The 11,535-nt window shown below is 64.9% G+C and carries 15 protein-coding genes; 2 read left to right on the forward strand and 13 right to left on the reverse strand.

What is annotated here, in order from left to right:
- The 13 genes from DBR23_RS03875 to DBR23_RS03925 form a co-directional block, all read right to left on the reverse strand.
- Positions 1-395 (reverse strand): alcohol dehydrogenase catalytic domain-containing protein (locus DBR23_RS03875; RefSeq protein ID WP_158276421.1); only part of this gene is annotated, 395 nt, incomplete at its 3' end.
- Between the two features lie 205 nt (positions 396-600).
- On the reverse strand, positions 601-1,209 hold the full coding sequence (locus tag DBR23_RS03880; protein WP_108497380.1) for a TetR/AcrR family transcriptional regulator: 609 nt from the start codon (positions 1,207-1,209) through the stop codon (positions 601-603).
- A 344-nt stretch (positions 1,210-1,553) separates the two neighbouring features.
- Positions 1,554-1,769 (reverse strand): molybdopterin-binding protein, encoded by a 216-nt coding sequence (locus tag DBR23_RS03885; protein ID WP_015013774.1) that lies wholly within the window; start codon positions 1,767-1,769, stop codon positions 1,554-1,556.
- Between the two features lie 60 nt (positions 1,770-1,829).
- On the reverse strand, positions 1,830-2,639 hold the full coding sequence (locus DBR23_RS03890; RefSeq protein ID WP_108497381.1) for an ATP-binding cassette domain-containing protein: 810 nt from the start codon (positions 2,637-2,639) through the stop codon (positions 1,830-1,832).
- Between the two features lie 4 nt (positions 2,640-2,643).
- On the reverse strand, positions 2,644-3,606 hold the full coding sequence (locus tag DBR23_RS03895) for an aliphatic sulfonate ABC transporter substrate-binding protein (protein ID WP_108497382.1): 963 nt from the start codon (positions 3,604-3,606) through the stop codon (positions 2,644-2,646).
- Between the two features lie 48 nt (positions 3,607-3,654).
- Positions 3,655-4,521 carry an aliphatic sulfonate ABC transporter permease SsuC gene (ssuC, locus tag DBR23_RS03900; protein ID WP_108497383.1) on the reverse strand — a complete coding sequence of 289 codons (867 nt, stop codon included), beginning with the start codon at positions 4,519-4,521 and terminating at the stop codon, positions 3,655-3,657.
- Positions 4,518-4,892, reverse strand: a complete 375-nt coding sequence (locus DBR23_RS03905) for a VOC family protein (RefSeq protein WP_056744268.1) — start codon at positions 4,890-4,892, stop codon at positions 4,518-4,520. The genes ssuC and DBR23_RS03905 overlap by 4 nt, the downstream gene beginning before the upstream one ends.
- Positions 4,893-4,915: 23 nt before the next feature.
- Positions 4,916-6,079 carry an FMNH2-dependent alkanesulfonate monooxygenase gene (gene ssuD / locus DBR23_RS03910; protein WP_108497384.1) on the reverse strand — a complete coding sequence of 388 codons (1,164 nt, stop codon included), beginning with the start codon at positions 6,077-6,079 and terminating at the stop codon, positions 4,916-4,918.
- 46 nt (positions 6,080-6,125) lie between these two features.
- The gene (locus tag DBR23_RS29860) at positions 6,126-6,266 is read right to left on the reverse strand and encodes a hypothetical protein (protein WP_199227627.1); all 141 of its coding nucleotides are present in this window, start codon (positions 6,264-6,266) and stop codon (positions 6,126-6,128) included.
- A 41-nt stretch (positions 6,267-6,307) separates the two neighbouring features.
- Complete coding sequence (locus tag DBR23_RS03915) at positions 6,308-7,279, reverse strand: sulfonate ABC transporter substrate-binding protein (RefSeq protein ID WP_108497385.1); 972 nt, start codon at positions 7,277-7,279, stop codon at positions 6,308-6,310.
- A gap of 58 nt (positions 7,280-7,337) precedes the next feature.
- Positions 7,338-7,514, reverse strand: a complete 177-nt coding sequence (locus tag DBR23_RS29515) for a hypothetical protein (RefSeq protein WP_156379578.1) — start codon at positions 7,512-7,514, stop codon at positions 7,338-7,340.
- Between the two features lie 138 nt (positions 7,515-7,652).
- On the reverse strand, positions 7,653-8,243 hold the full coding sequence (gene ssuE, locus DBR23_RS03920) for an NADPH-dependent FMN reductase (RefSeq protein ID WP_108497386.1): 591 nt from the start codon (positions 8,241-8,243) through the stop codon (positions 7,653-7,655).
- 177 nt (positions 8,244-8,420) lie between these two features.
- On the reverse strand, positions 8,421-9,443 hold the full coding sequence (locus DBR23_RS03925; RefSeq protein WP_056067453.1) for a sulfate ABC transporter substrate-binding protein: 1,023 nt from the start codon (positions 9,441-9,443) through the stop codon (positions 8,421-8,423).
- Positions 9,444-9,604: 161 nt separating this feature from the next.
- Between DBR23_RS03925 and DBR23_RS03930 the strand changes: the two genes are divergently transcribed.
- Both DBR23_RS03930 and mnmD read left to right on the forward strand, forming a co-directional pair.
- The gene (locus DBR23_RS03930) at positions 9,605-9,877 is read left to right on the forward strand and encodes an oxidative damage protection protein (RefSeq protein ID WP_010461281.1); all 273 of its coding nucleotides are present in this window, start codon (positions 9,605-9,607) and stop codon (positions 9,875-9,877) included.
- A gap of 193 nt (positions 9,878-10,070) precedes the next feature.
- Positions 10,071-11,535, forward strand: a 1,465-nt coding sequence (gene mnmD, locus DBR23_RS03935; protein ID WP_108497387.1) for a tRNA (5-methylaminomethyl-2-thiouridine)(34)-methyltransferase MnmD, incomplete at its 3' end; no start/stop codon positions are given.

Here is an 11,535-nt window from a genome sequence, read left to right on the forward strand (position 1 = left end):
GCCGTCAACCCCACCAGAGGGATCGACGCTGCCTCTTCCATGGTCAGGCTGCGGGGCTTGAAGGCCAGCGAAGATTCCTTGACCGCAATCAGCTCCGCAAAGGTGCCGATGTGAAAGTCGTCCGCCCGGGCATAGACCTCGTCCCCCGGCTTGAACTGCTGCACGCGCGGCCCTACCCGCACCACCACGCCCGCCACATCGTGCCCGAGGATGAGCGGCATCTTGTAAGGCAGCAGGAGCTTGAACTCACCATCTCGGATCTTGGCGTCGAGCGGGTTGACGCCCGCTGCATGGACCTCCACCAGCACCTCATCGTCGCGCAGGGAGGGAGCAGGAACATCGGCAGGCCTGAGTACGCCCTTTTTGGCATAGCGATCCAGAACAAACGCTTTCATAGGGTTTCCCTTGCTGCAAGGGATTGCATGGCTGCACAGCAATGCCACGCGGACCGGCGAGGCTCCACCAAAAACGCCGTCCCTCCATGATGCGCCAGATGCTGTGCAGGGGTTGGGCCGTTATTTCGCATGATAAACATCATATGTAATGATAAAAAAATGCGTGCCATCGCACGATCAAGAAGAGGCTGGGTGTGAATCCGCGTTATGCCGTTTCCGCCGGCAACAGGTGCTTGAGCGCGGCTTCGCGCAGGCTGTCGGACAGCGCGGCGTCGTCCACAGCACGGGCAAGCACGAGCGCTCCCACCATGGTGGACAAGGTGACAAGCGCTTGCTCATGCGTTTCTAGCTGGCCCCACTGGGGTGACTGGCGCGCAATCAGATCGACCATTTCCTTGATGTGCCGGGTGGAGACGCGTCGCACCTCAGGGGACTGGCGCGAGGTTTCGGAGCCCAACGCGGCCAGAGGGCAACCCGTTTCGATGCTCTCAACATGTTCGCGCGAAAGGTAGGCTTTGAGCACGGTTGCCATCGCCTGCGAGGCGGGCTCCCCCGCCACAGCGCCCGCCACCGTCGCCACAGACTGAGCGCACGCCTGCGTTGCCGCTTCGGCCAGCATGGCCTCGCGAGACTCGAAGTGCGCATAGAAGGCGCCATGCGTCAGGCCTGCTTCCTTCATGATGTCCGCAACCCCGGTGCCATGGTAGCCCTGGCGACGGATCGCCCGCGCCGCCACCGACACGATGCGCTCATGGGTCGCTTCTTTGGCGGCGGCTCGGGCATTGGGCTGTCTATTTCGCATGATGCTTATCATACATAAATTCACCATCCAGTGCAACGGCGCTTCGTCCACGGGGTTACACCACGCCCGTGCATCGTCCCCCCCCCCAAAAAAAACAGGCCCCTGTGGGGCCTGGAATACGAACAGCGCCATCAACAGGCGCGTGGTGGATGGTCAAAAAGAAGGCGGGCTGCGGCTGTCTTGATGAGCCCCCAGCCCTCCCCTCCTGCGATGCGACCGTTTCCAAACGAGCTATTCGCCTGTCGCAGTCTTCATCCAGAGCACCGCAGCCCCCCCGCACGCAGCGGGTCGCCTCAAGCGCCCGCTTTGTGCGCGATTCAGCCGCAACACCAGTGATGACGGCGGGCAGTGCTCCATCACAGCTTGGCGATGGACACCTCCGTGGACTTGACCAGTGCGACCACATCGGAACCCACGACCAGGCCCAGGTCGTCCACCGAACGGGTGGTGATGACGGAGGTGACGATGCCCCAGGGGGTTTCGACATCGACCTCGGAGACGACATCGCCGCGAATGATCTCGCGCACTTTGCCCTTGAACTGGTTGCGTACGTTGATGGCTTGAATGGACATGGGGTTCTCCTTGAATAGTCCGTTGAAAAATGAAAACAGTGGTTGAGAGAAACAGAAAAATCACACCGCCCAGCGCAGGCCATGCGCTGGCACACCTGGCCATGGCGCCTCGTGTGCGGGGTCGCCATCGGGCTTTTGCAGCACGCGGTCCAGGATGCGTTTTTCGATGGCAGCAAACGCGGCGTCACCGTGCGAACGGGGGCGTGGCAGGTCGATGCGCTGGTCCAGCGCGATCTGGCCGTCTTCGATCAGGATCACGCGGTCGGCCAGGGCCACGGCCTCTTGCACGTCGTGGGTGACCAGCAATGCCGTAAAGCCGCTGGTGCGCCACAGGCCTTCAATGAGGCGGTGCATCTCGATGCGGGTCAGTGCATCGAGCGCACCAAGGGGTTCGTCCAGGAGCAGCAGGCGCGGGTTGTGGACCAGTGCTCGCGCCAGGGCCACGCGCTGGCGCTGGCCGCCCGACAGGCGTGCCGGCCATTCGCCCAGCCGGTCGCCCAGGCCCACGCGCGCCAGCACATCGGCCGCGGCGCGGCGCCGCTCGGGCGGCAGGCCCAGCGCCACGTTGTCAGCCACGCGCTTCCAGGGCAAGAGGCGCGAGTCCTGGAACATGATGCGGGTGTCACCGCTCAGGCCCGTGATGTCCCGGCCGTCCAGGCGGATCGCACCGCCAGAGACTGACTCCAGGCCCGCCACCAGACGCAGCAGCGTGCTCTTGCCGCAGCCACTGCGGCCCACAATCGCAACGAACTGGCCGGGTTCAATCGTGAGTTCGGTCTTCTTGAGGACATCGCGCGTGCCATAGCGCTTGTCCACACTGCGCACTTCCAGGCGCACGCCCTGCGCTGTGTTGGGATCGTTCTGGCTCATGGCGTCAGGCTCCGGGTTTGAAGAGAGGCACATCGAGGGCATTCACGCGCCTGGGCAGCAGCTTCTCGGCCAAAAAGGCATCCGCAATGCGCTGTTGCTCGGCAAGGGCCGTGGGCACCACGGCGCGCACCTCATAGCTGCGGCGACTATTGGCCAGCTCGATCACGCCCGCATCCAGCCCCCACACCGGTGCCAGCAGCGCGGCTGCGTCCTTGGGACTTTGCTTGACCCAGGCACCGGCCTTCTGCAGCTCGTGGAAGAACACACCGAGTACATCGGGTCGGGCCTTGGCATAGGGAGTCCCGGCCAGGTAATAGCGCTGGTAAGACGCCAGCTCACGCCCGTCGGCCAGCACCCGTACCGCCGACTGCTTTTGCACGGCGGCCAGGAACGGGTCCCACACCACCCAGGCGTCAATGGCGCCACGCTCGAAGGCTGCGCGGCCGTCGGCCGGCGTGAGGTAGGCGGGCTCGATGTCCTTGAACGTCAGGCCGGACTTCTCCAGCGCTGCAATCAGCAAGAAGTGCACGCCCGCCGCCTTGGCAAAACCGATCTTCTTGCCCTTGAGGTCGGCCACGGTCTTGATGGGTGAATCGGCACGCACCACGATGGCCTGGGCGGCGGGCGATGGCGATTCCTGCGCCACGAAGGTCAGGTTGGCGCCGGCTGCCTGGGCGAAGACGGGCACGGTGTCGGCCACGTCGGCACTGACATCGATGTTGCCCAGGTTCAGGGCTTCGAGCAAAGGCAGGCCACTGGTGAACTCGTGCCACGAGACCTTGACGTTCAGCGGTGCCAGCAATTGCTCCAGCGTGCCCCGTGTTCGCAGGATGGTGGTGAGCGTGGATGATTTCTGCAAACCAATGCGCAGGGTCTCGGGCTTGCCTTGCGCTGCAGCCAGGCCGCTGGACAGGGCCGCAAGGGCACCGAGCACAGTGCGCCGATGAATCATAAAAGGAAGGGTCATGGTCGTGATGAATGCGTTGTAGGAATGTCGGAGTCAGGGCCCCGCAGCTCAAGCCGTCTGGTAGCCCGGGTGCCAGCGCAACCAGTAGCGCTCCAGCCCCTTGGCAAACACGTCAGCCAGCTTGCCCAGCAACGCGTACAGCAGGATGCCCACGAGCACGATGTCGGTCTGCAGGAACTCACGCGCATTCATCGTGAGGTAGCCAATACCCGCCTGTGCCGAAATGGTCTCTGCCACGATGAGGATCACCCACATCAGGCCGAGCGAGAAGCGCAGTCCCACCAGGATGCTCGACAAGGCGCCGGGCAGAATGATCTGGCGGTACAGCTGCCAGCGCCCGAGGCCGTAGGTGCGGCCCATCTCAATCAAGCCTGGGTCCACATTGCGGATGCCGTGGAAGGTGTTGAGATAGATCGGGAAGAACACCGACACGCTGATGAGGAACAACTTGGCCGACTCGTCGATGCCGAACCACAGGATCACCAGCGGAATCAGCGCCAGCGCAGGGATGTTGCGCACCATCTGGATGGTGGAGTCGAGCAGCGTCTCGAACAGCTTGACCGAGCCGGTGAGCAGGCCCAGCAGCAATCCCAGCCCGCCCCCGATGGCCAGACCCGCCAGCGCCCGGCCTGCGCTGACCTTGACGTGGGTCCACAGCTCGCCGGACAGGGCCAACGTCCAGGCTGCCTTCACCACTTCCAGCGGTGCAGGCAACACGCGGGTGGAAAGCCAGCCCGAAGAAGAGGCGATCTGCCACAACACGATGAGCCCTACAGGCACGGCCCAGGGCAGCAGACGCTGCGCCACATTGGCCACAAAGCGGACCAGCGACGCTGGGAGCAAAGGCCCTTCGAGCGGGAGATCGACGGAGTCCGCCACAGGCGATATCTGCAGCTCTCGGGTGGTCTGTGTCATGGTGTGATGTCCTGTTCGTTATCGGGCTCCAGGAACTCCAGCTGGTTACCCGCCGGGTCCTTGACGTAAAAGCGCAGGTAGCCGGGCAGCGCGCGGTTTTCCACCAGCGGCAGCTCGGCCTGCAGCAGGCGGTGGCGCAGCGCGGGCAGGTCCTGCACCTCGAAGGCCAGGTGCGACACCGCAGGCGCCGGTTGCCAGTGCTCGGTAGGCACCAGATCGATGCGCTGGGTGCCCGCAGCAAACCGCAGCGTGTTACCGGCCTGCAAGCGCACCTCCGGCAGGCCCAGCAGGCTGGCGTAAAAGCGCCGGATGGGCGCCTCGGCCCCAGCCGGGAAGGCCAGTTGCACGTGGTTGATGGACTGGATGCTCATGGCATATCTCCTGCGGAGCCGATTCAGCTTTGCGACGCACGGGGCACAAAGTCATTGGCCACGGTCTCGCCAAACGGCCCCAGCGGGTTGCCGCCAGAGAGCTTCTCGCGCACGCCCACGGGCAGCAACGGGAACACCAGCTCGGCAAACCGGTAAGCCTCTTCCAAGTGCGGGTAGCCCGAGAGCACAAAGGTGTCCAGCCCCAGCGCCGCGTATTCCTCGATGCGCGCCGCCACCGTTTCCGGGTCACCCACCAGCGCCGTGCCCGCACCACCGCGCACCAGGCCCACACCAGCCCACAGGTTGGGGCTGATCTCCAGGTCGGCGCGGCTGCGCTTGACGCCACCCGCATGCAGCTGTGCCATGCGGCGCTGGCCTTCGGAATCCATGCGTGAGAACACCGCCTGGGCACGCGCCACGGTCACGTCGTCCACATGGCTGATGAGTTCTTCTGCAGCGGCCCAGGCCTGGTCTTCGGTTTCGCGCACGATGACGTGCAGGCGGATGCCAAACTTGACCGTGCGGCCCCGCTTTGCAGCGCGGGCACGCACGTCGGCCACCTTCTTGGCAACTTCGGCAGGGGGTTCACCCCAGGTCAGGTAGGTCTCCACCTGCTCGGCCGCCAGGTCGTGGGCGGCGTCGGACGACCCACCGAAGTACACCGGTGGGTGCGGCTGCTGCAAGGGCGGAAACAGCAGCTTTGCGCCCTTCACCGTGAGGTGCTTGCCCTCGTAGTCGAGGCTTTCGCCCTGGTGGCTGCGCGTGAGGATTTCGCGCCAGATGCGGATGAACTCGGCCGACTGCTCGTAGCGCGTGGCGTGGTCCAGAAACACGCCGTCGCCCTCCAGCTCGGCCTGGTCGCCCCCGGTCACCAGGTTGATGAGCAGTCGCCCGCCCGAGAGCCGGTCGAACGTGGCGGCCATGCGTGCAGCCAGTGCGGGCTGGTGCAGGCCAGGGCGCACGGCCACCAGGAACTTGAGCTTCCTGGTCACGGAAAGCAGGCTGGACGCAACCACCCACGGGTCTTCGCAGGAGCGGCCGGTGGGTATCAGAACGCCCTCGTAGCCCAGGCTGTCAGCGGCAACCGCCACCTGCTGGAGGTAGTCATGGCTGAGCTGGCGTGCGCCTTTGGCGGTGCCAAGGTAGCGGCTGTCGCCGTGGGTGGGAATGAACCAGAAGATTTGCATGGGACAGGTCTTTTCAAAACGGGATCTCAGCGAGGTCCGAACGAAATCAGTAGGAGATGGCAAAGCCGAACTGGGGCGGGCGCAAGACCGCGCGCCGCTGCTGACCGTTCAGCCCCCAGGCGGAGGCCGTGACGCACAGAACGCGTCGCAGCTGGGCGTGCAACGGGAAAGGCATGGGCGCAGGCATGGGAAGCTCCTTGGAACGTGTTTGTGGTCTGGGTGGTGGGGTTACAGCAGATCGACCGGCGCGGCGTGCAGCAGGTTGAGCTTTTTGGGGATCAGCTTCAGGTCGAAGAAGGTGTCGGCAATGCCTTGCTGCTCGGCCAGGATCTCGCGCGTGACCGGGGCGGTGCCGAACTGCGCGCGGTTCAGGTACAGCTCGGTGATGGACTTGTCCAGCCCCAGAACGGCAGAGAGCTCTGCGGCTGCAGCCGCCTTGTTCTTGGACGCCCAGGTGTCAATCGCGTTGACCTCTTCGATCGCAATGCGCAACACATCGGTGTTCTTGGTCGCGAAGTCGCGCGAGGTGAAGTAGTAGGCACGGTTGTTGACCACTCCCGTGGCGTCGGCCAGCAGGCGGGCATCCAGCGTCTTCTGGGCGGCAGCGAGGAACGGGTCCCAGATGATCCAGGCATCGACTGCGCCCTTTTCAAACGCGGCGCGCGCGTCGGCTGGGGCCAGGAAGACAGACTGCACGTCGCCGTATTTCAGGCCGTTCTTCTCCAGCAGCTTGACCAGGAAATACTGCACGTTGGAGCCCTTGTTGTAGGCCACGCGCTTGCCCTTGAGGTCGGCCACGCTGCGGATCGGGGAGTCCTTGGGCACGATCACGGCCTCCAGCGCGGGTCGCGGCACCGTGGCGCCAGCGTAGACCAGCGGCGCGCCAGCGGCCTGGGCGAAGATGGGCGGGGCTTCGCCCACATCGCCAAAGTCGATGGAGCCGACGTTGAGCGCTTCGAGTTGCACGGGGCCAGCATTGAACTCGGTCCAGGTGACCTTCACGCCCAGCGGGGCCAGTCGCTTTTCGAGCGTGCCACGGCCCTTGAGGATGGAAAGCCAGCCTTTTTGGTGGCCCACGCGCAGCACGCGGCCGGGCGCAGTCGTTTGTGCAAGGGCCGGGGCCCCCATGACGCCGAGAGCGGCGGCGGCCAGACCGGTGAGCAGCGCCTGGCGGCGATGAAGAGAGAAATGTGTCGTCATAGTGATGGTTTGTTTCTAGAAAAATGGGGCGGCAAAAAGAGGCCAAAACTGTGGGAGTTCAGCCCGCGACAGGCACTACCGGCATGAGCAAGAAGGCACCGATGACCACGAGCGAAGCCACCACCAGCAAGGCAACACCCAGCCAGCGCAGGGCGTCGCGCAAACCCAGGGGTCGGTCTTCAAGGACCGATGGAGCCTGTGGCTGTGCGGACAGAGGGATTGCGTCACCGGACATGAACAGCACCTTTTTTTGTACAAGCAGGCAACAGCCCACCCTGCCTGCGCTCAGCGGGCATTACCAGGAAAACAATGGAAAGGAGGAAGGCGGGCGGAGCGTGGGCGCCTGCGGCCAGGGCCGCAGGCGCGTGGTCCGTCAGACGCTACATCGCACTTGCGAGAAATGCACGGGCGCGAACCGTGTGGCCTGGGCGGGCGATGGGCGAAGGGTTTCGGTGACCAGCACGTTCACCGCGTCATCCAGTCGGGCGGCAATGTCGGCCTGCACGTGGTAGGTGCCCTCGGGCGTCAGCGTGACCTGGGCGTCGGTGGCGTAGATGCCGGGCAGGATGCTCTTGGCACCCAGCGACTGCAGCACGGGGCGCAGCGCATAGTCCAGCGCCAGCATGTGGTGCGGGCTGCCGCCCGTGGCCAGGGGCAGCACGGTCTTGCCCTTGAGAGCTGTCTGCGGCAACAAATCCAGAAACACCTTGAGCACACCGCTGTACGCCGCCTTGTAGACGGGCGTAGCCACCACCAGCACGCTGGCATCTGCCACCTGGTCAATCGCCTTCACCACGGTGGGATGGCCAAAATCGGCCAGCAACAGCGCCTGGGGCGACAGGTCGCGGATATGGACGCGAGCCACCTGCGCGCCGCGCACCGACAGGCGCTGGGCCACGGCGTCGAGCAAGGCGGCGGAGCGGGAGCGCTCTGAAGGGCTGCCAGCGATGAGCAAGGCGGACATGGTGTTGGTTCCTTTATTACTACTGTTTTGATAGCTACCAGCGCATGATGGACTAGCGCTTGAGCTTGTTTTTCTTATAAAAAGGACAAACAACGCCCCTCCCGGCCCGTTGGGGCCAGGGTTCTTCCATGGAGGCTGGAGCATCGCCCCAGCCACCTTCGGGGCGGTTGGGCCTGCTTACTTGCGCGTGTAGATCTGATCGAAACTCGCGTTGTCCGCAAAGTGGTCCTTGGCAGCCTTGTCCCAGCCACCGAACGCGTCGTTGATCGTGAACAGGTTCAGCTTCGGGAACTGCTTTGCGTACTTGGCCTTGGCCTTGTCAGAGACTGCGGGGCGGTAAAAATGTTTGCCCGCAATGTCCTGGCCTTCTTCGGTGTACAGGTACTGCAGATAGGCCTCGGCCACGGCACGCGTGCCCTTCTTGTCCACGTTCTTGTCCACCACCGACACGGCGGGCTCGGCCAGGATGGAGATGGACGGCGCGATCACGTCGAACTTGGTGCCGAATTCCTTTTCGAGCAGGTAGGCCTCGTTCTCCCACGCAATCAGCACGTCGCCCTGGTTGCGCTGCGCAAACGTGATGGTGGAGCCGCGTGCGCCGGTGTCGAGCACGGGCACGTTGCCGTACAGCTTGGCCACGAAGTCCTTGGCCTTGGCGTCGCCACCGTACTTGCGCTTGGCAAATTCCCACGCTGCCAGGTAGTTCCAGCGGGCGCCGCCCGAGGTCTTGGGGTTGGGCGTGATCACTTTCACATCGGGGCGCACCAGGTCGTCCCAGTCCTTGATGCCCTTGGGGTTGCCCTGGCGCACCACCAGCACGATGGTGGAGGTGTAGGGCGAGCTGTTGTGCGGCAGGCGCTTTTGCCAGTCTTTCGGGATCCAGCCTCCGTTGGTGTGCAGCGCATCGGTGTCGCCCGCCAGCGCCAGGGTGGCCACATCGGCGTCCAGCCCGTCGATGATGGAGCGCGCCTGCTTGCCCGAGCCGCCGTGGCTTTGCTTAATGGTCACGTCCTGGCCGGTCTTGGCCTTCCAGTGCTTGGCGAAGGCCTGGTTGAACTCCACGTACAGCTCGCGGGTCGGGTCGTACGACACATTGAGCAGCGTCACAGACTGTGCAAACGACGGCAATGCCGTCAGGGCCAAACTGCTGACCAGGGCAGCGGCGAAGGGAAACTTGATAAAGTCGCGGCGAAAGTTCATGGAAGGGCCTCTTTTTGTGAATGTGTTGCGGTGCAAATCACCGATGGAACGCATTCTGGAAGGCCCTCTTCAAAACTGGAACTACTGAGATTTCAGTTCTTAATATCCAAATCATCTGAGCGAAGCTTTTTTTTTCGCTCGCCCCACACCAAGGACATCCCATGGCACGCACCGTTCAATGCATCAAGCTCGGCAAGGAAGCCGAAGGCCTCGACTTCCCCCCCTACCCCGGCGAACTGGGCAAACGCATCTGGGAAAGCGTGAGCAAGGAAGCCTGGGCCGGCTGGCTCAAGCACCAGACCATGCTGGTCAATGAAAACCGCCTGAACCTGGCCGATGCGCGCGCCCGCCAGTACCTGGCACGCCAGATGGAAAACCATTTCTTTGGCGGCGGCGCAGACGCCGCGGCGGGATACGTCCCGCCCAGCGCGTAACGGAGCGACGCGAAGTGCAGCGCTGCAAAAAGTGGTTTCGCCAAAACCATTTCTTCGGCGGCGGCGCAGACGCTGCAGCGGGATATATCCCGCCCGGCGCGTGACGCAGCGCAACGCACCCTGGAGCGGTTCGCGGTAAAAACCGCCTTCCCTTTCCAACAGGCCGGCGCCACGCCGGCCTTTTGCCGTTTCCATGACTGAACCCATCGAGTGGCTGCCGGATGGCACCCCCTACAGCCCCCGCTTCGGCGACCGCTACCACAGCGAAAACGGCGGCCTCACCCAGGCCCGCCGCGTGTTTTTGCACGGCTGTGGCTTGCCCGAGGCATGGGCGGGGCAATCGCAGTGGCGCATTCTGGAAACCGGGTTTGGCTTTGGCCTGAATTTCCTGGTGACCTGGGCCGCCTGGCGCGCCGACCCGAAGCGCCCCACGCTGCTGCACTTCGTATCGACAGAAGCCTGGCCCGTGAGTGCAGCCGACCTGCTGCGTGCCACCTCGGTCCACCCTGAGCTGGCGCCGCTGGCTGAGGCATTGCAACGCCAGTGGTGGGGCCTGCTACCGGGCGTGCACCGCCTGCGTTTTGATGAAGGCCGGGTGCTGCTCACCCTGTATGTGGGCGACACCCAGGCCATGCTGCGCCAGCAGAACCTGACGGTGGACTCCATCTACCTCGACGGCTTCAGCCCCCAGCGCAACCCCGAAAGCTGGGACCTGCACACTCTGAAGGCCGTGGCGCGCTGCTGCCGTCGCGGTACGCAACTCGCCACCTGGACCATCGCACGCGCCGTGCGCGATGCCCTGGCGCAATGCGGCTTTGAAGTGACCCGCGTGCCCGGCGTGCCGCCCAAACGCGACAACCTGCATGCCACCTTCAACCCGCGCTGGGAGCCCCGCACCCCGCGCCAGCCCGGGGCGACACCGGAGCCGTCTCTGCCCGGCCCCTGCATCGTGATCGGTGGCGGCATTGCAGGTGCCGCCGCCGCCGCCAGCCTGGCCCGACGCGGCTGGCAGGTCACTGTGCTGGACCTGGCCGCCGAGCCCGCCGCAGGCGCATCCGCCCTGCCCGCTGGCGTGTTTGCGCCCCATGTGTCGCCCGACGACAGTGTGCTGTCGCGCCTGTCGCGCAGCGGCATCCGCACCACGCTGGAGCAGGCCCGCTGGCTGCTGAACGAGGGGGTGGACTGGGCACATTGCGGCGTGCTGGAGCACCGCACCGACGGCAGCCCAGGTCTGTCGCCCGAATGGCCCCAAGGGCCGGGCGCCGCCTGGAGCGAGCCTGCGCCATCTGCTGCCCTGGCCGCCGCTCAGTTGCCGCCTGACGCGACTGCCTGCTGGCACCACCAGGCGGGCTGGGTGCGCCCGGCGCGCCTGGCCAGGGCCTTGCTGGGCCAACCCGGCATTCAATGGCAGGGGAATTGCGCGGTGGCCCAGCTGCGGCGTGTGGAGATACCGGCCACTGCCCAATGCCCCGCCGCCGCCACATGGCAGGCACTCGATGCCCAAGGCCAGGTGCTGGCCGAGGCCCCCACGGTGGTCATTGCCGCAGGCGCAGGCAGCCTAGCCCTGCTGAACCACCGCTGGCCCCTGCAGCCGGTGCGCGGGCAGGTGTCGTGGGGCCAACATGCCGACACGGCAATGCCGCTGCGACCATCGATTC

Origin of the sequence: Acidovorax sp. HMWF018, assembly GCF_003061035.1 — a bacterium.
Taxonomy (GTDB): domain Bacteria; phylum Pseudomonadota; class Gammaproteobacteria; order Burkholderiales; family Burkholderiaceae_C; genus Acidovorax; species Acidovorax delafieldii.

Bases quoted from the DNA above. Each gene is read 5' to 3' on its own strand.
- DBR23_RS03895 (WP_108497382.1), bottom strand. From the start codon at position 3,606: ATGACCCTTCCTTTTATGATTCATCGGCGCACTGTGCTCGGTGCCCTT.
- ssuD (WP_108497384.1), bottom strand. From the start codon at position 6,079: ATGCAAATCTTCTGGTTCATTCCCACCCACGGCGACAGCCGCTACCTT.
- DBR23_RS03925 (WP_056067453.1), bottom strand. From the start codon at position 9,443: ATGAACTTTCGCCGCGACTTTATCAAGTTTCCCTTCGCCGCTGCCCTG.
- DBR23_RS03890 (WP_108497381.1), bottom strand. From the start codon at position 2,639: ATGAGCCAGAACGATCCCAACACAGCGCAGGGCGTGCGCCTGGAAGTG.
- ssuE (WP_108497386.1), bottom strand. From the start codon at position 8,243: ATGTCCGCCTTGCTCATCGCTGGCAGCCCTTCAGAGCGCTCCCGCTCC.
- DBR23_RS03930 (WP_010461281.1), top strand. From the start codon at position 9,605: ATGGCACGCACCGTTCAATGCATCAAGCTCGGCAAGGAAGCCGAAGGC.
- DBR23_RS03905 (WP_056744268.1), bottom strand. From the start codon at position 4,892: ATGAGCATCCAGTCCATCAACCACGTGCAACTGGCCTTCCCGGCTGGG.
- DBR23_RS29515 (WP_156379578.1), bottom strand. From the start codon at position 7,514: ATGTCCGGTGACGCAATCCCTCTGTCCGCACAGCCACAGGCTCCATCG.
- DBR23_RS03915 (WP_108497385.1), bottom strand. From the start codon at position 7,279: ATGACGACACATTTCTCTCTTCATCGCCGCCAGGCGCTGCTCACCGGT.
- DBR23_RS03880 (WP_108497380.1), bottom strand. From the start codon at position 1,209: ATGATAAGCATCATGCGAAATAGACAGCCCAATGCCCGAGCCGCCGCC.
- ssuC (WP_108497383.1), bottom strand. From the start codon at position 4,521: ATGACACAGACCACCCGAGAGCTGCAGATATCGCCTGTGGCGGACTCC.
- DBR23_RS29860 (WP_199227627.1), bottom strand. From the start codon at position 6,266: ATGCCTGCGCCCATGCCTTTCCCGTTGCACGCCCAGCTGCGACGCGTT.
- DBR23_RS03885 (WP_015013774.1), bottom strand. From the start codon at position 1,769: ATGTCCATTCAAGCCATCAACGTACGCAACCAGTTCAAGGGCAAAGTG.